Annotated in this window: 22 protein-coding genes; 12 read left to right on the top strand and 10 right to left on the bottom strand. The window is 68.5% G+C overall.

The window, feature by feature from the left end:
• The first annotated feature begins 93 nt into the window (after window positions 1–93).
• From ACSMTC_RS12190 to ACSMTC_RS12170, 5 genes are all read left to right on the top strand, one after another.
• The gene (locus tag ACSMTC_RS12190) at window positions 94–921 is read left to right on the top strand and encodes a helix-turn-helix domain-containing protein (protein WP_436559698.1); all 828 of its coding nucleotides are present in this window, start codon (window positions 94–96) and stop codon (window positions 919–921) included.
• Complete coding sequence (locus tag ACSMTC_RS12185; protein ID WP_436559697.1) at window positions 918–1136, top strand: DUF397 domain-containing protein; 219 nt, start codon at window positions 918–920, stop codon at window positions 1134–1136. The genes ACSMTC_RS12190 and ACSMTC_RS12185 overlap by 4 nt, the downstream gene beginning before the upstream one ends.
• Before the next feature lie 373 nt (window positions 1137–1509).
• The gene (locus tag ACSMTC_RS12180; RefSeq protein WP_436559696.1) at window positions 1510–3225 is read left to right on the top strand and encodes an IS1634 family transposase; all 1716 of its coding nucleotides are present in this window, start codon (window positions 1510–1512) and stop codon (window positions 3223–3225) included.
• Between the two features lie 130 nt (window positions 3226–3355).
• The gene (locus ACSMTC_RS12175) at window positions 3356–3568 is read left to right on the top strand and encodes a DUF397 domain-containing protein (protein ID WP_436559695.1); all 213 of its coding nucleotides are present in this window, start codon (window positions 3356–3358) and stop codon (window positions 3566–3568) included.
• Between the two features lie 95 nt (window positions 3569–3663).
• Window positions 3664–3801: a hypothetical protein gene (locus ACSMTC_RS12170; RefSeq protein WP_436559694.1), complete on the top strand. Its 138-nt coding sequence runs from the start codon at window positions 3664–3666 to the stop codon at window positions 3799–3801.
• Between the two features lie 16 nt (window positions 3802–3817).
• Here the strand turns inward: ACSMTC_RS12170 and ACSMTC_RS12165 are convergent, their stop codons facing one another.
• Window positions 3818–4525: a TetR/AcrR family transcriptional regulator gene (locus tag ACSMTC_RS12165; protein ID WP_436559693.1), complete on the bottom strand. Its 708-nt coding sequence runs from the start codon at window positions 4523–4525 to the stop codon at window positions 3818–3820.
• Between the two features lie 113 nt (window positions 4526–4638).
• On the opposite strand from ACSMTC_RS12165, the gene ACSMTC_RS12160 reads away from it, so the two are divergent.
• The 5 genes from ACSMTC_RS12160 (at window position 4639) to ACSMTC_RS12140 (ending at window position 9032) form a co-directional block, all read left to right on the top strand.
• Window positions 4639–5352, top strand: a complete 714-nt coding sequence (locus tag ACSMTC_RS12160; protein ID WP_436559692.1) for an NAD(P)-dependent oxidoreductase — start codon at window positions 4639–4641, stop codon at window positions 5350–5352.
• A gap of 542 nt (window positions 5353–5894) precedes the next feature.
• Window positions 5895–6785 (top strand): ABC transporter ATP-binding protein, encoded by an 891-nt coding sequence (locus ACSMTC_RS12155; protein WP_436559691.1) that lies wholly within the window; start codon window positions 5895–5897, stop codon window positions 6783–6785.
• Window positions 6782–7762 (top strand): transporter, encoded by a 981-nt coding sequence (locus ACSMTC_RS12150; RefSeq protein ID WP_436559690.1) that lies wholly within the window; start codon window positions 6782–6784, stop codon window positions 7760–7762. Before ACSMTC_RS12155 ends, ACSMTC_RS12150 begins: the two co-directional genes overlap by 4 nt.
• 610 nt (window positions 7763–8372) lie before the next feature.
• Window positions 8373–8591, top strand: a complete 219-nt coding sequence (locus tag ACSMTC_RS12145) for a DUF397 domain-containing protein (RefSeq protein ID WP_436559689.1) — start codon at window positions 8373–8375, stop codon at window positions 8589–8591.
• Window positions 8592–8819: 228 nt separating this feature from the next.
• Window positions 8820–9032 (top strand): DUF397 domain-containing protein, encoded by a 213-nt coding sequence (locus ACSMTC_RS12140; RefSeq protein ID WP_436559688.1) that lies wholly within the window; start codon window positions 8820–8822, stop codon window positions 9030–9032.
• A gap of 169 nt (window positions 9033–9201) precedes the next feature.
• Here the strand turns inward: ACSMTC_RS12140 and ACSMTC_RS12135 are convergent, their stop codons facing one another.
• Window positions 9202–10374: a CPBP family intramembrane glutamic endopeptidase gene (locus ACSMTC_RS12135; RefSeq protein WP_436559687.1), complete on the bottom strand. Its 1173-nt coding sequence runs from the start codon at window positions 10372–10374 to the stop codon at window positions 9202–9204.
• Window positions 10375–10501: 127 nt separating this feature from the next.
• On the opposite strand from ACSMTC_RS12135, the gene ACSMTC_RS12130 reads away from it, so the two are divergent.
• On the top strand, window positions 10502–11731 hold the full coding sequence (locus tag ACSMTC_RS12130; RefSeq protein WP_436559686.1) for a sensor histidine kinase: 1230 nt from the start codon (window positions 10502–10504) through the stop codon (window positions 11729–11731).
• Window positions 11719–12393: a LuxR C-terminal-related transcriptional regulator gene (locus ACSMTC_RS12125; RefSeq protein WP_436559685.1), complete on the top strand. Its 675-nt coding sequence runs from the start codon at window positions 11719–11721 to the stop codon at window positions 12391–12393. Before ACSMTC_RS12130 ends, ACSMTC_RS12125 begins: the two co-directional genes overlap by 13 nt.
• 191 nt (window positions 12394–12584) lie before the next feature.
• Here ACSMTC_RS12125 and ACSMTC_RS12120 read toward each other — a convergent pair whose 3' ends face one another.
• From ACSMTC_RS12120 to ACSMTC_RS12085, 8 genes are all read right to left on the bottom strand, one after another.
• Window positions 12585–13637, bottom strand: coding sequence for a DUF3472 domain-containing protein (locus ACSMTC_RS12120; protein ID WP_436559684.1), 1053 nt, complete (start codon window positions 13635–13637; stop codon window positions 12585–12587).
• Between the two features lie 27 nt (window positions 13638–13664).
• A complete protein-coding gene (locus tag ACSMTC_RS12115; protein ID WP_436559683.1) occupies window positions 13665–14879 on the bottom strand; it encodes an HAD family hydrolase in 1215 nt (404 codons plus the stop codon).
• 237 nt (window positions 14880–15116) lie between these two features.
• Complete coding sequence (locus tag ACSMTC_RS12110) at window positions 15117–15518, bottom strand: MVB12 family protein (RefSeq protein ID WP_436559682.1); 402 nt, start codon at window positions 15516–15518, stop codon at window positions 15117–15119.
• Between the two features lie 331 nt (window positions 15519–15849).
• Complete coding sequence (locus ACSMTC_RS12105; RefSeq protein WP_436559681.1) at window positions 15850–17880, bottom strand: alkaline phosphatase family protein; 2031 nt, start codon at window positions 17878–17880, stop codon at window positions 15850–15852.
• 72 nt (window positions 17881–17952) lie between these two features.
• Complete coding sequence (locus ACSMTC_RS12100) at window positions 17953–18363, bottom strand: hypothetical protein (protein WP_436559680.1); 411 nt, start codon at window positions 18361–18363, stop codon at window positions 17953–17955.
• 36 nt (window positions 18364–18399) lie between these two features.
• Window positions 18400–18816, bottom strand: coding sequence for a hypothetical protein (locus ACSMTC_RS12095; protein ID WP_436559679.1), 417 nt, complete (start codon window positions 18814–18816; stop codon window positions 18400–18402).
• Between the two features lie 35 nt (window positions 18817–18851).
• Entirely contained in the window at window positions 18852–19259 is a 408-nt protein-coding gene (locus ACSMTC_RS12090; RefSeq protein WP_436559678.1) for a hypothetical protein, read from the bottom strand.
• 446 nt (window positions 19260–19705) lie between these two features.
• Window positions 19706–20584 carry an ABC transporter substrate-binding protein gene (locus ACSMTC_RS12085; protein WP_436559677.1) on the bottom strand — a complete coding sequence of 293 codons (879 nt, stop codon included), beginning with the start codon at window positions 20582–20584 and terminating at the stop codon, window positions 19706–19708.
• Window positions 20585–20673 lie beyond the last annotated feature (89 nt).

The raw sequence follows: 20673 nt of genomic DNA, 5'->3' as shown, positions 1-20673 counted from the left end.
TCATCACTGCGCGTGCCTCTATCGTGACGCTACGGGTCTACGATTCGACAGAGCTTTTTATCCCAGCCCAAGACATGGGAAAAGGGAGTGCAGATGGCACGACCATCCAACCCGCTTACACCGAACGTGTCCGCCAGACACTTGTTCGGCTCACAGATGCGATCGCAGCGCCAGCGGGCAGACAACATGACACTGGAAGCCTTGGCGGCCAGGGTGCCGGTGAGCCGTAGTCACCTGGCCCGGATCGAGACGGCTGCCAGCATGCCGCCGCCCGAGTTGCCGGCCCTTTTGGACGCCGAGTTCAAGACCGAGATCTTCGTAGGGCTCTACAACATCGCCAGGCGCGAGGCGCACCCGGACAGATACCGGCGCCGAATGGAGCTGGAGGCCCGCGCACGGGTCATCGAGGAATTCTCTCCGCTGGTTCCGGGGCTGGTTCAGACCGAAGACTACGCGCGCGCCCTCTTCCGAGTGAGCAACCCAAGAGCTACCGACGACGAGGTGGACGACAAGGTCAACGCTCGCATGAGCAGGCAATCCCTGCTGCGAAGCGACGCACCGCCCGACCTGTCGGTGATCCTCGACGAAGCGGCGATCCGCCGGCCGATCGGCGGTCCGGCGGTGATGCGGGCACAGCTTGAGGTGCTTGTGGTACTCGCTGAAGGAGCGACAACCCTCGTGCAGGTGCTGCCTTTTGCCCATGGTGAGCATGCGCTTCTCGGAGGCTCCTTGACCCTTCTGACCCTCGACGACAGCTCCGCCGTGGCGTACGAGGAGAGCATCGGCACGGGCACTCTGCTGGAGGAAACTCCGGACGTGACTACGCACCGTCGGGCATACGATCTGGTGAGGGCTTCCGCCCTGTCACCCCGGTCGTCCGCGACTCTCATCAGAGAGGTTATGGAGGCACTTCCCGCATGAGCACCGCCCCCAAGTCCCTCCAGTGGGTCAAGTCCAGTTACAGCAACGGCAACGGCGGGAACTGCATCGAGTTCGCACCTGCACTCGCCGCCACCCACGGCATCGTCCCCCTCCGTGACTCCAAGGACCCCGAGGGTCCGGCCCTGGTCTTCTCCGCCGAGGGCTTCGCGGCCTTCGTGGCAGGCGTGAAGAGCGGCGAGTTCGGCACCGTCTGACCGCCTGCCCCTCACCGAGACCCCACCGCCCCGTTGGCAGTGGGGTCTCCTCGTACCCGCCCTTGCGGTCGCGCCGCCAGGCTCAACTGGCCGTTGGTGTCGCGGTCTACCAAGTCGGTGGCGGCAGTGGTTGGGTGGGCTGCGGCGCTACGTTCGACTTCGGGCGTATGCGCCTGCGCAAGTCACTTCCCCGGACATCATTCGTGCAGCCTGGAGCCCGGGTTCGACGTAATTCGCGGGTTCTAGAGGGTCTCCGGGGTTGAACGTGCAGGTCATCGGGCTGCGGTGGGTGCTGGCGCCCGAGAATGCCTAGAGACGCGACTTTTCTGATTCTCCTGCGCTGGCCTGCTGCTTCGGCCTATCGTCTGGAGTCGTGTACGTGAAGACGACGAAGCGGGAGAACAAGTCCGGGACGGTCCGGTACCTGCACCTAGCCCACAACGAGTGGGACCCGGTGAAGGGGCGGGCGGTGCCGAAGGTGCTGTTCACCTTCGGCCGCGAGGACGACCTGGACCGCGACGCGGTCAAGCGCCTGGTCGCGTCTCTATCGAGGCTGCTGGAGCCGGGGGACGCCCTGGCCGCGACCGCCGCCTCCGACCTGGAGTTCGTCTCCTCGGTGCCGTTCGGCGGCGCCTACGTACTCGACCACCTCTGGCGCCGACTGCGGATCGATCAGATCGTGGGCCGAGTCGGGCAGCCCAAGCGGGGTCGCCGCCGGGACATGGCCGCGACCGAGCGGGTGCTGTTCGCCCTTGTCGCCAACCGCGCGCTGGCCCCGTCCTCGAAGCTCGCAGCCGCGGACTGGATCACGAACGACGTGCACATCGACGGCCTGGCCGATGCCGGCGAACAGACCTGCTACCGGGCGATGGACTGGCTGCACGAGGTCAAGGACGACCTGGAGAAGCAGGTGTTCGACGAGGTCGCGAACCTGCTGAACCTGGAGGTGGACCTGCTGTTCTTCGACACCACCAGCACCTACTTCGAGCTGGAGGAGCCCGACGAGCCGGTCGCCCGCGACAACGCCGGCCGCAGGCTGGAGGGCGACGGCCAGGCAGGCGGCGACGCGAAGCCGGTCGGGTTCCGGACCTACGGCAAGTCGAAGGACTCCCGCGACGACCTGCCGCAGATCGTCATCGGCATGGCCGTCACCCGCGACGGCATCCCGGTGCGCTGCTGGTGCTGGCCGGGCAACGCCTCCGACCAGACCCTGATCCGGCAGGTCAAGGACGAGATGCGGGACTGGACCCTCTCCAAGATCGTGTGGGTGGCCGACCGCGGATTCTCCTCCGCCGAGAACCGCCGCTACCTGCGCAAGGGCGACCACGCCTACATCATCGGCGAGAAGCTCCGCTCCGGGAGCCCCGAGGTGCAGGCCGCCCTGTCCCGGCAGGGCCGCTACCAGGACGTCGGCGAGAACATGCGCGTCAAGGAAGTGCGGATATCCGACACCGACCGGTTCGTGATCTGCCACAACCCTGAAGCGGCCGAGCGTGACCGGCACATGCGCGAACAACTCGTCGCCCAACTTGCCGACTTGATCGCCGACACCGACAAGCTCAGCGACTTCAAGCGGGGCGAACTGCGCGGCAGGATCGCCGACAAGCCCGGCCTGAACCGCTACCTTCGCGCCACCCAGGCCGGCAAGCTCCGCATCGACCAGGCGAAGATCAAGGCTGAGGAGAACCTCGACGGGAAGTACCTCCTGCGCTGCTCGGACCCCCACCTGAGCGCCGAGGACATCGCGCTCGGCTACAAGCAACTGCTGGAAGTCGAGCGCGGCTGGCGCGACATGAAGCAGATCATCGACCTGCGGCCCGTCTACCACCGACTCGAAGAACGCATCCGAGCCCACGTCGTCCTGTGCTGGCTCGCTCTCCTGCTGATCAGGATCACCGAGACCACCACCGGCGACACCTGGCCGCACATCCGACGCGAGCTCGACCGCCTCCACCTGGGCACCTTCACCGGCCCCACCGGAACGTTCCAGCAGGTCACCGCCCTGACGAAGCCTCAGCGTGACCTGCTCGCGAAGCTGCAGATCCCCGTCCCCAAGCAGGTCGTCGCGCTTCAGCCCGCAACCCGCTGACCAGCAGAAACGCGACCGCCTAGAGAAACGCCCTCCAGGCGGCCACAAGCACGTCCGCCCAGGTCAGACCCCGGATTCGCCACTCCAGGCTGCCGAATTATGTCGAACCCGGGTGGAGGGAACTCGCGATATGGCAACGGACCTTGACCTCTCCCACGCGTCCTGGTTCAAGTCGTCGTACAGCAACAACGGCGGCAACTGCATCGAGGTCGCGCCCGGCTACGCGGGCGTCATGCCCGTCCGTGACTCCAAGGACCCCGAGGGTCCGGCCCTGGTCTTCTCCGCCGAGGGCTTCGCGGCCTTCGTGGCGGGCGTGAAGAGCGGCGAGTTCGGCACCGTCTGACCGCCTGCACCTCACTGAGCGGTGTGCATCGTGAAGTTGCAGGTCACGGGCCTGGTGTGCGTTGAGGTCGGCGTGCTCACGCTGGTCATGGGCGGATGATTTCCTCGAAGATCGTCGGCCGAGACCACGCCCCCGACATCGAGGGCGCGCGGACAGTCGGACCGCAGGCCCACCCCTTCACCGGCGACGCCGAGGCGATCGCCCGGATCGAGCGCCACCTCGCCGGATGCTGACGGACGACGGCCCGTCTCAGACCCCCAGGGTGCGGACCAGCTCGGCCACCTCGTCGCGGTAGAGCTTGTCCGGGCTGCCGGTCTGGCCGCGCAGATGGCCGTAGACCTCCAGCGACACCAGGCCGTGCAGCCGGCTCCACAGCCGCAGTGCCAATGCGACTGGGATCGGGGTCAGCTCGGGGAAAGCGCCTCGGACCTTGGCGACCAGGCCGGGCTCGAAATCTGACCAGTCGAACTCGGCTCCCTGGTAGTGGGGTTCGAGGTACGGCCAGGCGCCGACCGCCAGGCCGGTCAGGCTGGTGCAGACCCGGTAGGCGGCCTCGGGGGCGGGCCCGCCCTCGGGTGCCTGGTAGCCGGGCACCGGGTCGCCGTAGATCAGCCGGAAGCCCTCGGAGTTGGCCAGCGCCCAGGCGCGGAAGGCGTCGGCCCAGGCACGGATCCGGCCGGCCGGGTCGGCGGCCGGCACCGCGTCCCGAGCCGCCTCGACCGCGTCGGCCAGGCCGGTGTAGAGCTCGGCGATCAGCGTGGTCACCAAGTCGTCGCGGGTGGCGAAGTAGCCGTAGATGGCGTTGGCGGTCATCTCCATCTCACGGGCGATGGCCCGCAGCGTGATGGCGTCCGGCCCGCCGGAGGCCATCAAGGCGAGGGCGACCCGCTTGATCTCGGCGGTGGTCTCGGCGCGCAGCCGTTCTCGTCGTCCCAGGGTGTTCGCCACGGCACCCATGCTACCGACGGGCCGTCCTTTTGTGCTTGCCGTATTAAAACTTCACGCCGTATAGTCACCGCACGGCGTGAACAAGAGTGCCGTGAGGCAGGACTCAACCAGGGAGGGAACCCATGCACATCGCAGTGATCGGCGCGACTGGCAGCGTCGGCCGCGAGCTGGTCGACCAGGGTCTGGAGCGCGGCCACCTGGTCACCGCGTTCAGCCGGGACGCCAGCGGCATCAAGGAGAAGCGCGCCAACGTCAACTGGCGCAGCCTCGACGTACTGGACGCCGAAGCCGTCCGCAGCGAGCTCGAAGCGCCCGGGGTCTGGTTCGACGCCGTCGTCAGCCTGTTCCAGCCGGGCAACGCCTCCCGGGACTTCGCCGACACCGTGGCCCGATCGATCGCCGACCCGACGGTGTACGCCACCGCCGCCCGCAACCTGCTGGGCGCCCTCGCGCAGCGCCCCCGCACCCGGCTGATCGTGGTCGGCGGCGCCGGCAGCCTGGAGATCGCACCGGGCGTGGTCCGGGTCGACCACGACGAGCTGGTGTACGAGGCCCTGGACGAACTCGGCTTGCCCCGCGAGTACATCACGGCGGTGCAGGGCCACCGGGACGCTTTCAACGTGCTGCGCGCCTCCAACCGGCTGTGGACCTATCTCAGCCCCGCCGAGCAGATCGGCCCCGGCGAGCGCACCAACCGCTACCGGATCGGCGGCGACCAGCCGGTCCTGGACGCCGAGGGCCGCAGCCGGATCTCGGTGCCGGACGCGGCGGCCGCCCTGCTGGATGAGATCGAGCTGCCCCGGTTCATCCAGCGGCGGTTCACCATCGGGTACTGACAGCCGTGATCCGTTCCAGCTCAGACATCCCGCACCCTCCTCGTGACCTGGCGGCGCGTCCGCACGGTGACGGATCGTAGGCGGCTCGCCATGGCACGCGCAGCAGAACCCGAGCACTCCCGCCGACCGGTTCGTCAGACGATCCTCACCGTGGACACCGGCCGCTGACCAGCGTGAGTCCGCCGACATCGACGCACACAGGCCCGTGACCTGAAACTTCACGATGCTCACGGCTCACTGAGACCCCACCGCCCCGTTGGCAGTGGGGTCTCTTCGTATCCGTCCCTCGCGGTTGCCCCGCCAGGCCGGGATCGCAGCTGCCCCCCCGTCCACCGGGCGTCCCTCTGCGGGCGTACGCCCACCGGGGGAGCGGGGTCCGCCGACGGCCTGACGCCACACCGGCCCAACCTGCGAAAACGTTGTCGGCGACGGCGCTGGATCAGCGCCGGTCGGCCGATACGCCCGGCCGGTCCCGGGACATGCGGGAGCGGCGAGACCCGGCGCGCGGCCGACTTTTCAAACCACCACTCGGAGGAGACAGCGTGACCGCCGTCTTGCGGGCCCAAGGACTGGGCAAGAGATACAAGCAGCGCTGGGCCTTGTCGGACTGCACCCTGGATATCCCGGCCGGCCGCGTCGTCGGGCTGGTCGGCCCCAACGGCGCCGGGAAGTCCACGCTGCTGAACCTTGCCGCGGGCATGCTGACACCTACCTCGGGCACGATCGAGGTGTGCGGCGGCCACCCGGCCGACGGCGCCGCGCAGTTGGCCAAGGTGGGCTTCGTCGCCCAGGACACCCCCACCTATGCCGGCCTCAGCATCGAGGACCACCTTCGGCTCGGCGCCCATCTCAATCCGGACTGGGACGACCGGCTCGCACGCGACCGGATCCGGCGGCTCGGCCTGCAACCCCGTCAGCGGGCGGGGATGCTCTCGGGCGGTCAGCGTGCCCAGCTCGCCCTGACGCTGGGCATCGCCAAGTGCCCGCAGCTGCTGATCCTGGACGAACCGGTCGCCAGCCTCGACCCCCTCGCCCGCAGTGAGTTCCTCCGGGACCTGACGGAAGCCGCCGCCGAGCTGGAGCTCAGCGTCGTGCTCTCCTCACACCTGGTCTCCGACGTGGAGCGGGCCTGCGACTACCTCATCGTGCTGGTCGGCTCCCGGGTGCAGGTGGCCGGGGACATCGAGGAACTCCTCACCACCCACCACAGGCTCACCGGGCCCCGCCGCGACCCCGGCGCCCTCCCGGCAGGCGCGCACGTCGTCTCCGCGAGCCACACGGATCGGGGGACCACCCTCCTGGTGCGCGCCGACACACCGATCCACGACCCCACCTGGTCCGTCAGCCGCCCCGGTCTGGAAGACCTCGTCCTGGCCTACATGAGCCGCTCCACCACCGACCCCGCCCACCCTGCGCTGGAGATATCCCGATGATCTGGCTGACCTGGCGCCAGTTCCGCACCCAGGGAGCCTGGGTCTTCGCCGGCCTCGCCCTCTTCGCGGCCGTCCTGCTGGCCACCGGCCCCCACCTGGTGCAGCTGCACCACACGGCAGGCGACCACTTCGTCCAGCTGCTGGGCGGCTCCGACTACGACGTGTACCTGGTCGGGGCGTTGCTGGTGCGGGCCTTGCCGGCCCTCATCGGCGTCTTCTGGGGCGCACCCCTGGTCGCTCGTGAGCTGGAGGCCGGCACGCACCGGCTGGCGTGGAACCAGTCCGTCACCCGGACCCGCTGGCTGGCCGTGAAGCTCGGACTCGTCGGCCTGGCCGCCATGGCCGCCGCCGGACTGCTCACGCTCGCGGTCTCCTGGTGGTGCGCCCCGATCGACCAGGCGACCGCCAATGGCGGCGGCGCGGCGGGCTTTCCCCAGCGGCTCTCCCCCACGATGTTCGACTCGCGCGGTGTCGTCCCGGTGGGCTGGGCGGTCTTCGCCTTCACGCTCGGGGTCGCGGTCGGGACCGTGCTGCGCCGGACCGTGCCCGCGATGGCGACCACGCTCGCCGGGTTCGCGGTGGCCGAGGGCGTGATCTCGGTGTTCATCCGGCCTCTACTGGTCGCACCCAACCGGATCACCGTGCCGATCACCGCCGACAACCTCATGGGGTTGCGAGACGGCGCCCTGTCCGTGGACATCAACCAGCACGGTGCCTGGGTCATCTCCGAGCGGACCCTTGACGCAGCCGGACACCCGGTCACACTGCCGCACGAGTTCACCAACTGCATGCAGTCCGGCGGTGATCCGCAGGTCTGCGGTGCCGTCCTGGGCAAGCTCGGCTACCGGCAGGAGACCACCTTCCATCTCGCCGACCACTTCTGGCCGCTCCAGTGGGCGGAGACCGGAGTCCTTCTGGCCCTCGCCCTCCTCGCGACCGCGCTCTGCTTCCGGTGGACGCGCCGAAGCCTCTCCTGACGCGGCGGCACCATCCACATCACGCGGGCCTCCGACAGGCCTGAGGCTGTCTGTTGGAGTGCCCTGAGGACCGTGCGAGCCGGTGATGTGACAGGCCGGCCGATGGCTACGGCATGGTGGCCGCGGTGCGGTAGAACTCGGCCGCGGTGACGGTGGCGGGGATGCCGAGTTCGGCGTCAGGCCTTGAAGTGCAGAGAAGCCGAGGAGGGCTTGTCGAACAGATTGACCACCGTGAGCTCGGCCCTGTACTCCTTCCCGGGGGTCAGCCCACCCGGTACCTGGACGTTCGCCTGGGAGCAGAAGGGGGAGATCGCCTGCTGGGCGGCCAGCCGGGTCCCTTCCGTTTCAAGGATTCTGACCTCACAGCTGAACTGCGGTGTCTGGCCTGCCGCGAGCTCCCACCCGACATGGACGACCCCCGCGTCGTATTCAGCGGTGCTGATGCTCGCGAGGCTTCCTCCGTCGTCGTCCGGAACGACACAGGCACCTTGCTGGAAGAATATGCGGACGTGACTGCGCGCCGTCGGGCATACGATCTGGCTAGGGCGTCTGCCCTGTCGCCCCGGTCGTCCGCAGCTCTCATCAGAGAGGTTATGGAGGCACTTCCCGCATGAGTACCTCTACCGACCCGGTCCAGTGGGTCAAGTCCAGTTACAGCAACGGCGGCGGCGGGAACTGCATCGAGTTCGCACCTGCACTCGCCGCCACCGACGGCATCATGCCCGTCCGTGACTCCAAGGACCCCGAGGGTCCGGCCCTGGTCTTCTCCGCCGAGGGCTTCGCGGCCTTCGTGGCGGGCGTGAAGAGCGGCGAGTTCGGCACCGTCTGACCGCCTGCCCCTCACCGAGACCCCACCGCCCCGTTGGCAGTGGGGTCTCTTCGCATCCGCCCTTGCGGTCGCGCCGCCAGGCTGAACTGGCCCTCGGTATGGCGGTCTACCGGGTCGGTGGCGGCAGTGGTTGGGTGGGCTGCGGCGCTACGTTCGGCTTCAGGTGTATGCGCCTGCGCAAGTCACTTCCCCGGACATCATTCGTGCAGCCTGGAGGGAACTCGCAACATGGCAACCGACCTTGACCTTTCCCGCGCGAACTGGATCAAGAGTTCCCGCAGCGGCAACGGCGGCAACTGCATCGAGGTCGCGCCCGGCTACGCAGGCGTCATCCCCGTCCGTGACTCCAAGGACCCCGAGGGCCCGGCCCTGGTCTTCTCCGCCGAGGCTTTCGCCGACTTCGTGGCAGGCGTGAAGAGCGGCGAGTTCGGCACCGTCTGACCGTCCGCTCCTCACCGAGATCCCACCGCCCCGTATTGGCAGTGGGGTCTCTTCGCGCCCGCCTTTGCGGTCACGCCGCCAGGTTGGATGGGTCGTTGGTGTCGCGGTCTACCGGGCCGCTGTCAGCCGACCTTCCACTGCTGGTACGGGTCGGTGTCGCCGAGGATCCTCAGGTACGCGCTGCCGTCGTAGGTGGGGGCGAGGACGGACCGGTTGCGGTAGTTGATGAACCAGTAGCTGTCGGATCCGTCGACGTAGGTGTGCTCCCACCACTGGTTGTCGTTGTTGCTTCCGCAGCCGGCCGCGAGGATGTCGCCGTTCCCGGTCCCCCTGCCGGAGAGGCACAGGCCGGGCCCGAAGTCTCGTGCGGGCCCGCAAGGCGCGATTCTCGCCCGGACAGGTCTGTCCGTCCTCGCCCTGCACCCCCCTTGGTCAAGTCGCCAGTACGGAGCGCGCCCAGCCCGCGCGGGGCGGCGCCGTCGCCAGGCGCCGGGCGCCCGCCGCGCCGTCGGTAGGCCAGCCAGGTGCCCAACACGGCGAGGGTGCTCACCGGCCAGGTCGAGATGCTCAGCGGGCCGGCGAGCAGCGGGTCGACGAGGTGGCCCGAGACCTCGCGGGTCAGCGGCAGCGTGAACTCGTTGAGCGACAGGTGCGCCGCGACGGCCGCCCACACCGACCCGGTGGACAGCCGGACGGTGGCGATCACCGTTCCGAGCAACATGGCGGTCACCACGGCGACGGGTATGCCCAGCAGCACCGAATGACCGGGATAGCTTCCGCCGAGCGCGGTCATCGGGATGTGCCACGCCCCCCAGATCGCGCCGCCGATCAGGAGGCCGCGGGTCCTGCCGTAGCGTAGCAACCGGGGCAGCAGGTAGCCCTGCCAGCCGAGTTCCTCGCCGAAGTACAGCGGAATAGACATCAGCGCGCTCAGCACGAGCGGCGTGATCGTGGCGGGCCCGGGCAGGTGCGCGGGGGTGTACCAGCCGGCGAGTGTGGCCACGGTCAGGCCGGCGGCGGTGAGGCCGAGCGGGATCGTGAGCGCGATCGCTACGGAGCGGACTTCGTGCCGCCACGGTGTGGCCCTGGCGAGTCCGAGGACCCGCACGGCCCGGCGCGGCCCTCGGCCGCGCGCGGTGAGACCGAAAGCGGTCAGCGCCGGCACCAGCATCATGAGGATCATGCACAGCGCCGCGAGCCGCGGGGTCCCCTGCGCGGCGTTCGTCCGGCGGAGGCCGTCGAGCCAGAGCGGGATCATGGTGATCCACGCCCCGACGAAACTGATCGACAGGAAGGGGATGAGATCGGAGCGCGAGCTGCCCCGGGTGTCCGTTCGTTTCATGGCCGTGACGCTACGAACCGAGGGGGGACCGGGGCGATCGTGCAGGCTCGCCGACCAATGGTGTAGCACGCTCCACTGCGCCGGGAGGCCGAGGACGGGAAGACTGGCCGCCGTGAACTACTTATCGATGACGCGAGCGAGTGCGGCACGTTCGACCCATGCCGCCGGGTACTGCGCGGCCGTGTTCGTCCGCGGATTGACCCTGCTCGTGCTGGTGCCCGTACTCGTGTACTCGGCCGTGCTCTGCCTGGTCGGCGTGGGTCTGCTGATCCTGCCGCACGAGCTCCGGCTGCTGCGCCGGCTGGCCGACGGTGAGCGCGACCGGCTGGGACGGTGGGCGGCGACATCCACGGCACCGGCCGGACCCCACGCGCGAAGGCGCCTGATGGCGGTGCTGTCGGACCCGGCAACCGGCCGCGACTTGCGGTGGGCGCCAGCCATGATGGTCGCCGGCACCCTGCTCGGGCTCATCGGCGCGGCGCTGTTCCTGTTCCCGGCAGCCGTGCTCGTGCTCGTAGGCCTGTGGTGGCTGTTCCCCACGGACGATCCGGTCAGGCTGATCGGGAACATCCCGATCGACAGCTGGGGATCCGCGGTCTACGCCGGAGTGCCTCAGTTCCTGCTGAGCGTGCTGCTCACCCTGTTCGGCCCGCCCCTGCTGGCCAGGCTGGCGGCGTCGGTGAGCCGGTGGCTGCTCGCCCCCTCGGCCGCCGCGATCCTCGCCGAACGCGTGCTGACGCTGGACCGTACGCGCACCGGGGCCATCAACGCGCACGGCAACGAGCTGCGCCGCATCGAGCGGGACCTGCACGACGGCACCCAGGCCCGGCTGGTGTCCCTTGCCATGCAACTCGGGCTCGCCGAGCGGACGCTCGGCTCCGACCCCGCGGCGGTGGGCCCGCTGCTGGCCCGGGCGCGGGAGGGCGCCGAGGAGGCGATGGCCGAGCTGCGCGACGTGCTGCGCTCCGTCTACCCGCCGATCCTCGCCGACCGGGGCCTCGCCGGTGCGGTCTCGGCGGTCGTCGCCCGCTGCCCGGTACCCGCCACCGTGGAACTCGGCGAACTCGGCGACGTACCGGCGCAGATCGAGGTCGCCGTGTACTTCGCCATCACCGAGGCACTCACCAACGCGGCCAAGCACGGCCACGCCGCTTCCGTGTCGGTCACCCTGACCAGGGCCGGCGGCACGGTCCGCGCGGGGATCACCGACGACGGCCGAGGCGGGGCAGCAGAGGGCCGCGGCACCGGGTTGCGCGGCATGCGGCAGCGCGTCGAGGCAGTCGACGGCGTGCTGCGGGTACAGAGCCCGCCCGGCGGGCCCACAGTGATCACCGTGGAGTGCCCGTGCGGATCCTGATCGCCGAGGACAACGCGCTGCTCGCGCAGGGACTTTCCGCGATGCTGGAGGCCCTGGGGAACGAGGTGCTCGCCACGACCGAGGACGCCGAGTCCTTCGTGACGGCCGCTGTCGCCTACCGGCCGGACGTGGCCGTGGTGGACGTCCGCCTCCCTCCGTCTTTCACCGACGAGGGCATCAGGGCGGCGCTGCGCGCCAGGGAACGTGTCCCCGGCCTGCCGATCCTCGTGCTCTCCCAGTACGTCGAGGACACCTACGCCCGAGAGCTGCTCGCCGATGGCACCGGCGTCGGCTACCTGCTCAAGGACCGAGTCGCCCGCGTCGACGACTTCCTTGAGGCGCTGCACCGGGTGGCGGCCGGCGGCACGGCGCTGGACCCCGACGTGGTCCGGCAGCTGCTCGCGACGCGCGGCAACCCTCTGTCGCGGCTCACCGAGCGCGAACGCGAGGTACTCGCGATGATGGCCCAGGGATACGGGAACGCTGAGATCGCCGATCGCCTCGTGGTCACCGAGCGGGCCGTGCACAAGCACGTCGGGAACATTTTCGTGAAGCTCGACCTCCCGCCTGAGGACAGCGGCGACCGGCGCGTCCTCGCAGTTCTCACCTACCTCGGTGCCCCCCAGCGCCAATCCCGACGTCTGGGATCGGAAGCTGTCTAGCGCCGTGACCGCATAGGTTCACGCGTTGGCGCTAGAAGGTCCGCGGCCGGTTGGATGTCGCGTGACGTTCAGCTCGGAAGGGAGCTCGCGGGCATGGGGGCGCCGAGTGCGTGCCGAGGCCGTGGGGAGCCAGGGAGAGCACGGTGCCGCACGGTCGAAAAGCCGGGGTGTACCAGGCGCGGAGTTCGGCGTCAGGCCTTGAAGTGCAGAGAAGCCGAGGAGGGCTTGTCGAACAGATTGACCACCGTGAGCTCGGCCCTGTACTCCTTCCCGGGGGTCAGCCCACCCGGTACCCGGACGTTCGCCTGGGAGCAGAAGGGGGAGATCGCCTGCTGGGCGGCCAGCCGGGTCCCTTCCGTTTCAAGGATTCTGACTTCGCGGCTGAACTGTGGTGTCTGGCCTGCCGCGAGCTCCCACCCGACATGGACGACCCCCGCGTCGTATTCAGCGGTGCTGATGCTCGCGCGGCTTCCTCCGTCGTCGTCCGGAACGAAGGTGTGGCTGACGCTTCCTGTGATCCCGTGTTCATCCGAGGGCTTGGTACCGCCTCCGGCTTTCACCCAGAAGTACTCGCGCGTCGAACCGCCGTCCCAGTCCTTGTGGTCGTTGCTGCCCTGGGCTCTCTGTGTCTCCCAGTACACCCAGCCGCCGGGTACGCAGGGTGGCGTGACGTGGCGTGACCAGCTGTTGCGGATGTGTCCTTCACGGACGTTCTCGCCGGTGGCGGTCCAGTTCTCCTGGAACATCTCGAGCGTGCCGCCCAGTCGAAGCCCTTGGTGGGGGAAGCGGATGGCCGCGATGGCGTCCCATCGGTCCGCCGCGAGGTCCATCACCCACTGGCCGACGCAGGTGCCGTGGTCGTCCTGCCAGCAGCGGATCGCCATGCGGTACCACTGGCCCAGTCGGAACTGGTAGGGGGTCGTGACATGCAGGCCTGTGCCTTCTCCGCCGAAGGACTCGGAGTGTCCGCACGGAGAGCAGTAGACCAGCTCGTTGGCCGCTTTCACATCCTTGTGGTCCCAGATGGAGAGGATGAGAAGCCGCCCCTTGTCGCTGCTCTGTTGGAACCCCGCATAGCCGCCCATCATGGCGCCTTGGTTCCAGTTCTGCAGGGCCCAGTACGTGTCGATCGGGGACTGGACCGCGCTGAAGTCGCTGACGAGGATGTCGGCCTCTCCGGGGTCGGAAGCGGGCGTCAGGTAGACCGAATCGGCATTCGGCATGGTGTTCTCCTCATGGGTCATCCGGCGTACGCCGCACGGCAGTTCACGTCAGTACACGGTGTCGGCCTGGTCGGGGATCACGGCGCCGTGGTCGTCGAGGACCGGGCCTTTCGTTCCGTCCGGACGGGTGTAGGCGGTGGTGGAGCAGGGGTAGAGCGAGGTCCTGGCCGGCAGGGGCTCGATGAACATCGGATTCACCAGCCATGTCCGGTCACTGTCGGCGTAGGCGTGGCACATCAACTCGGCGTAGTTGCGGTTGATGACGAGGCGAAGCCCCGTCGCGTCTCCCACGAAGGTGACATCCGTGTCGGAGTCTCCCGCCGCGAAGACCTGCCGCTCTCCGTCGGGCGCCCGGTCGAAGGCGCCGCCGCCGGTGATCTTGAGGATCTCCTGGTTGATGAAGCAGCGTTTGCCGTCGATGTACGGGATCACGGAATCGGGCTCGGCGTCACCACAGCTCGCCAGATGGGACGTCAACCTGCCCGCGTAGGTCTGGTTGCGGATGCCGATCACCTTCTCGGCGGCGATACCCAGGCCCGCGGCCCACACCCGCACCACCGGTTCGGCGGAGGCGGAGACGATTCTGACGTCGAAGCCGGCCCGCCGCAGTGCACCCGTCAGATCACGCATCCGGTCGTAGTAGCGCACCCACGCGGTGACACGACGGGAACCGACCGTCTCGGTGGAACCGACGGGAGCGGCGAGGCTTTCCCGGCGGGCCTCCTCGGCGAACGCCGTGACCTCGCCGGGGGTGCAGCCGGCGAGGAGCTGAGCCGCCCAGGCCAGGGACGGTTCGATGCGCCGGTGGTCGAAGCCTGCGAAAGCGGCCTGCCGGCCGGTGGTGGTGCCCTCGCTGTACACGGACAGGATCTCGTCCGCGCACCGGGTGTCGGTACCGGTGGGCAGTGCCTCTCCGGGATCGGCGGCATCCCCACAGGCCGCGCTCAGCGCGGCGGTCGCCGCAGGGGTGAGATAGCGGCTGGTCGTCGACCAGTCCTTGCGCTCGGGTTGGCGCACCTTGCCGTTGCGCAGCAACCAGGCGGTGGTGGCGTCGCCGACATCGTTCTTGACCATGGTGTTGTCCCAGTCGAACACCGCCAGGGGATGCCGACCGGGCCGGGCGCAGCTGCCGAAGGCGTCGACGAACTCCTGGAGGCGGTGAAGGTTGTCCCCGTACCAGGTCAGACGGCTGTCGAGGGTCGGGCAGCGCTCCAGGACCTGCGGAGCGGCGAGGGAAACCGGAGCCAGGGGCGATGCGACCACGACGGCTGCGGCCAGGCCGACAGCCCTGCGCGGAATTCTCGCGAACCCCTTCCACCGTCTTGGAGGAATCGCCCCGAAGAAGCTCTCGACCAGCGGAAACCTGGGGGCCATACGTCACTTCCGTTCATCCGTATCGAGAGCGGCCGCGCGAGCATCGGCGGCTGAGGGGGAACACGCGTGGGGTGGTCTCCCGAAGCTGGAGACCACCCCACGCGGGCCGGAGCGACTGCCTGCCGGTCAGTTCTTGTAACAGAGGTAGATGTACTTCCCGCCGGCTCCCTTGTTCAGGTCCGTGTCGATGCGCTTGTAGCCGCTCGGGGGGTTCGGGTTCGGGTCGCTGGCGCTGACCACGGCAAGGTCCTGGATGGGCGTCGAGCCCTTCCGGGAGAAGCAGAGGTAGAGGTAGTCGCCGTGCGCCCCCTTGTTGAGGTCGACGTTGATCTTCTCGTAACCGGGCGGCGGGGTGTCCGAGTTGTCGAGGACGTAGAGGTCGGTGATGGAGCTCCCGCTCCCGTTCAGCTCGTAGGCGAGGTACAGGTAGGACCCCTTGGCCCCCTCGTTCAGATCGTGCGAGTCCTTCTCCCAGCCGGACGGGGTCGGCTCGTTGCCTTCCAGGATGGTGATGTTCGTGACGGCCATGGAGTGTCTCCTCGAGTTGCGGCCGACCGGTACGCCGGCACTCGGCCGGGCGGTCGGGCCTTGTCATGGGGGCGGAGCGGAACGCTCGCCGTCTCGGGTGAGGCTAGACGTGCTCTCAGCAGCTAGTGCGTATGCGGAATTGACTTCTGCCGGAGTTCACCCGAAGTGGTGAACGCTCGGCAGCCTCACCTCGGTCGTCCGTGATCGCCCGGGCCTCCGCGTGCGGCCGGCCTGTCCCGACGGGCGGGCCGCATATGTCGGGGCGCCTTCACCAGCCCTCGGAGCGGGAACACCCCTGCCTCGGTGACGGCGCGTCGAGTCATGGTGATGCTCACCCGCTCAGGCTCACCGCCCCGTTCTCGATGTGTCCCATGAGACGTCGGTGGAACCCGGGATCCTCGGTGATCGAGACCTGGAGGTCGTACCAGCCGGAGGCGTCTTCCGTCTTCCAGGTGAACCTCTCCTCGCCACCGGGCTGGACGGTCCGCCGCTCGGGATCGAGGGACGCCGCGTACGCGAGCGGAGTGAGAGTGAGCGTCACAGGCGCGGCGGAGCCGTTGACCACATGGATCTCCAGCTGTCGCGGCTCGGCGCTCAGGGCCGAGGAGACCCGGACATCCGCGGCGGGGCCGTCGGCCTTGCCCGCGAACTCACGGCGGAATCCGTTGGGCCCGGTGAGGGTGAAGTCGTACCGCCCCTTGCCAGTGGGGATGTCCTCCTGGTGGGCTCCGAGCACATCCAGATGCAGGGGATTTGGGTACTCGCCCGCGTACGGATAGACCGTCAGATGCGCACTGGCCTTGCCCGTGTTGGTCATCCGCACCGTGAACGACCGCCTGCCGGTGTTCCACGTACCGTCGGCGTCCACCTGGTAGGGCAGCGGGCGGGCCTTGCGGCGGCCGGGTGGCACGACCTGCTGTGCGGTGGGGTCGTGGTTGAACTCGAACGCCGAGGTGAGGTCCCCGGCGACGGTACGCCGCCACCGGCTGATCCACGGCTGTCGCACCCCCAGCCACTGCTCCAGAAACCGCACCTGGGAGGTGTGGTCGAACACCTGCGAGCAGACGTACCCGCCGGTGCTCCACGGGGACACCACGATCAGGGGCACCCGCGCCCCGAGGCCGATGGGCACCCCGTCGACCAGTTCGTCATTGATCCCCGCAGGGGGCACGGGCGGCGGCACGTGGTCGAAGAGGCCGTCGTTCTCGTCGTAGCTGAGGAGGAGGACGGTCGACTTCCAGATCTCCGGGTCCTCGGCAATGGCCTTCAGCACCTGGTACACCACCTCCTGTCCGGGGCCCGGGGGGTTGTCAGGGTGCTCGGTGTCCCTGGCGGCGGCCACCAGGTAGGAGACCTGGGGAAGCTTCTTCGCCTTGATGTCGTCCAGGAACGCCTGTACGAATCCTCTGGGTGTGTCCTTCTCGTGCCTCTCTTCGGTCCGGTGCCGGCGCAGTCCTCGCTCGTACAACTGGCGGTCCGGTTCCGGAAGCTTGGCCACCTGCCGCTCAAGGGCGGCAAGCCAGTCCTCCACCTGCTGCGGGGTCGGCTTGTCGTCCTTCTTGTTCCCCTGCAGGTACTCGTAGAAGTCGAACAGGCTCTGGTAGGGCGCGGGGAGTCCGGCGTCCTTCAGGAGCGCGCGGAAGATCCGCTTGAACTCGGCATGGAACTCCAGGTTGTTGTCGTAGAAGTTGTCCCACTGCTGGTAGACCTTCCAGGTCTTCCCGTTGGCATCGAGCCACTCCGGATAGCTGGTCCACTGGTAGGCGTCGTCCGTGTTCTCGCGGCTGTTGTGAGCCTCTGCTCCCGTCACGCGGGTTCCGTCGGGCTCGTAACCGCCGTATCCGGAGAACCAGTAGTTCCGGTTGGACGTGGTCTCGCTGAGCACCGAGCTGTGATAGGCGTCGCAGATGGTGAATCTGTCGGCCAACTCGCGGTAGATGGGTACGCCCTGCACGCCGTAGTACCCCATCGTGTCGCCGCGTCCGCGGCCGTCGCTCTTCTTGGCCTCGACCCAGTCGTCGTACCAGCCGCTGCTCCACGCCTGGTGACCGGTCTCCCAGGTGTGGTCGATGCTCTCGTCGCCGGAGCCGTCGCTGGGCAGCAGGAACGGGCGGATGGCGTGGCCCTTGCCGGGGTCGCCGTAGGGCTGGTCGAAGATGCCGCGTCCGGTGGGCAGCCGGACCGCGTTGCGGTCGCCGAAGCCGCGTACGCCGGGCAGATCGGCGAAGTAGTGGTCGAACGAGCGGTTCTCCTGCATCAGGAGCACCACGTGCTTGATCGCCTCCATGCCTCCGGGAGGAGGCGGCAGTTCCAGGGCGCGGTAGACCGCGGCCGGCAGATTCCCCTCGTTGTCAATGGGCATGCGCGTCTTCCTCTCCTGTGCTGATGGGCTCGCACCGGCGCTCGGCGGCGCGTGGGGGAGGGGGGATCGTGGCTACCCGGGCATGCGTGCCAGGTAGACGTAGTCCCCGCCGGCCCCTTCGTTGAGGTCCTGCGGAAGCTTGCGGTATCCGGAAGGGACCGGCGGGTTCTCGGACGACGACCAGATCACCGTCAGCTCCTCGATGGGGCTGCCACGGCTCGGGTCCCGCGTGAAACACGCGTAGATCGGGCGGCCCTTCGCCGTGCCCAGGTTCAGATCGACCGGGATCCTGGTGTATCCGGCATCCGGGAGTTGCGTCCGGGAGGACATGAAGACGATGTCGGTGAGGGGGAGCTGGTCGCCGTCCCGCTCCAGGGCAAAGCACAGATACGGCGCGTCGGCACCCGAGTTGAGGTCCACTCCGATCCTGGCCCACCCGTCGGGGGGCTGGACCTTCCCGACGATGACATTGAGATCCGTCACATGACCGGGCATTGGCCGTCCTTTTCCGTCGTCGTCTCAACTGGCCAGATAGCAGAGGTAGATGAACTTGCCGTGGGCGCCCTCGTTGAGGTCGACCGGGATTTTGAAGTAGTTCTCAGGGAGGCAGTCAGTGTCCCGCTGATCTGACGCGAGTACGTAGATGTCCTCGATCGCCGTGCCCCGGAGGGGGTCGCGGGTGTAGCAGGTGTAGATCGTCCGTCCGCCGGCCCCCTCGTTCAGGTCGGTCGAATTCTTCTCGTAGCCGGCCGGCGGGATTCCGTGCTCCATGCGGATGAACTGGACGTCAGTGAGCGGAGCCTCCTTCCCGTCCCTCTCCGAGGCAAAGTAGAGGCGTGTGCCCGATGTCCCCTCGTTGAGGTTGTTCTTGTCCTTCACCCACCCGGGGAGCGGCTCCTCCGCATCCCGCAGTACCGTCAGTCCGGTGACAGCCATATTCGTTCCCTCCGTTCGCTTCGGACGGCCGGTCTCTACCTGTGGCAGAGGAAGACGAACTTCCCCTTGGTGTCCTTGTTGAGGTTGACGTTGATCTTCTCGAAGCCATTGGGGGGCGGGATGGCTTCCACGTCGCCCGCGATCACCTCAAGCTGCTCAAGAGGGGCCCGGTCGGAATTCTGCGAGAAGCAGAGGTAGATGAATTCGCCCTTGGCGCCCTTGTTCAGGTCGGTCTCGATCATCTTGTAACCGGGCTTCGGCTGAGCTCCCTTGCCGAGGGCGAAGTAGATGTCGTCGACGGGATGATCCTGTCCGTCCTGCTCATATGCGAGCCAGAGGAATGCCCCGCCGGCGCCCTTGTTCAGGTCGGTTTCGATCTTCAGCCATCCGTTCGGCGGCTTGGCATCGTTTCCCTCAAGCACCTGGAGGCCGGTCACGGCCATGGGAATCCTCCTGATTCCTCGAAGGGGGGTTGAGTCGGTGGATGTGCTCGGCCGTGTCCGCCGGCACTCGGGAGTGCGACCGGAGGCCCGGCGGTCGGCCGGTACTGCGTCCCCGGGCGGTCCACGGGGTCCGCGCCGGGAAGCGGTTGCACTCCGGGAGGCGGCCGCTCCTGTGTCCTCCGCTTGGCGAGTCGAAGGGGGACGGGTTGGCGCAGGAGTGCACAGCGACCCCGTAGGCATGAAAAGTACAGGCCGCTATGGCAGTGATTCGTAAACGAAACGCCTTGGTGGCTTAGTCATTCACTCTTTCGGCCGTCCCGGCTCACTGCGGTACGATATGGCGTCAGATCAGATATTTTCCACGCCTGGGGCTCGAACTCCATTGCCTGGTGATCGCCGCCCAGGATCAGGCCTTCGATGTGAGCGGCTGACAGGCTTGCCGATGGCTACGGCATGGTGGTCGCGGTGCGGTAGAACTCGGCCGCGGTGACGGTGGCGGGGATGCCGAGTTCGGCGGCGACCGCGGTGATCGCGGAGGCGCCGATGGCGAGGTCGGCTTGGCCGTCGGTGGTGAAGTACGGTGCGATGAACGTCTCGTAGTGGGCTCGGGCTTCGTCCTCGGTGTGTCGGCCGAGGAACGTCAGCATGTGGCGCACCGTGGTGTCGGGATCGTCGTGGATCACCTGCAGGGCGCGCCGGTGGGCTCGTACGACGGCCTGGACCGCGGGGTCGTCCGGGGGGATGTGGGTGGGGTCGACGGCCAGGCCCACGGTGGGGATCCGGAAGTGGTCGCCGACCCAGGCCGGCACCTGCCAGCCGTGCTCGGCGGCTATCGCCTCCGGTGCCATGGTGCTGCCGACCAGGGCGGCGTCGACCCTGCCGTCGTGCAGCCAGCGCAGGTCCATGCCGTAGTCGCCGGGCGGGCGGACGATGCTGTGGAGGTCGCGGTCCGGGTCGAGGCCGGCCCGGCGCAGCACGATGCGGGCGAAGCACCCGGGGGCGGTGCGGGGGGCGTGCACCGCCAGTCGTCGGCCGGCCAGGTCGGTCAGGTGGGTCAGGCCGGGGCGGGCGAGGAACCAGAACAGCGGGCGGTGGGTGTTGACGTTGAGTGCGACCCAGGGGATGCCGTTGGCCAGCCGGGACAGCAGTGCCCGGCCGAGCCCGATGGTGGCACAGCGGCGCAGCCGCTCCTCGTCCCAGGAGCACCCGTCGTGCAGCGCGACGTGGACGCCCTCGTCGGCGTAGTAGCCCTGCTGGTCGGCGATGTAGGCGGCCAGTTCCTCGTGCAGGCCCCGCCCGACGTAGGCGAGATCGATCGTGTGCATGAATGCTCTTCCTTGATCGTGTCACCGTCATGCGCGTGCCGCGTGCCGTGGGTCCGCCGCCAAGGCCTGTGGCGCCGAGGCTCATTGAG

Origin of the sequence: Kitasatospora sp. HPM-01-4, from assembly GCF_051374625.1 — a bacterium.
Lineage (GTDB): Bacteria > Actinomycetota > Actinomycetes > Streptomycetales > Streptomycetaceae > Kitasatospora.
Note: the sequence above shows the minus strand (reverse complement) of the source record. Positions and strands in the feature narration are given on the sequence as shown.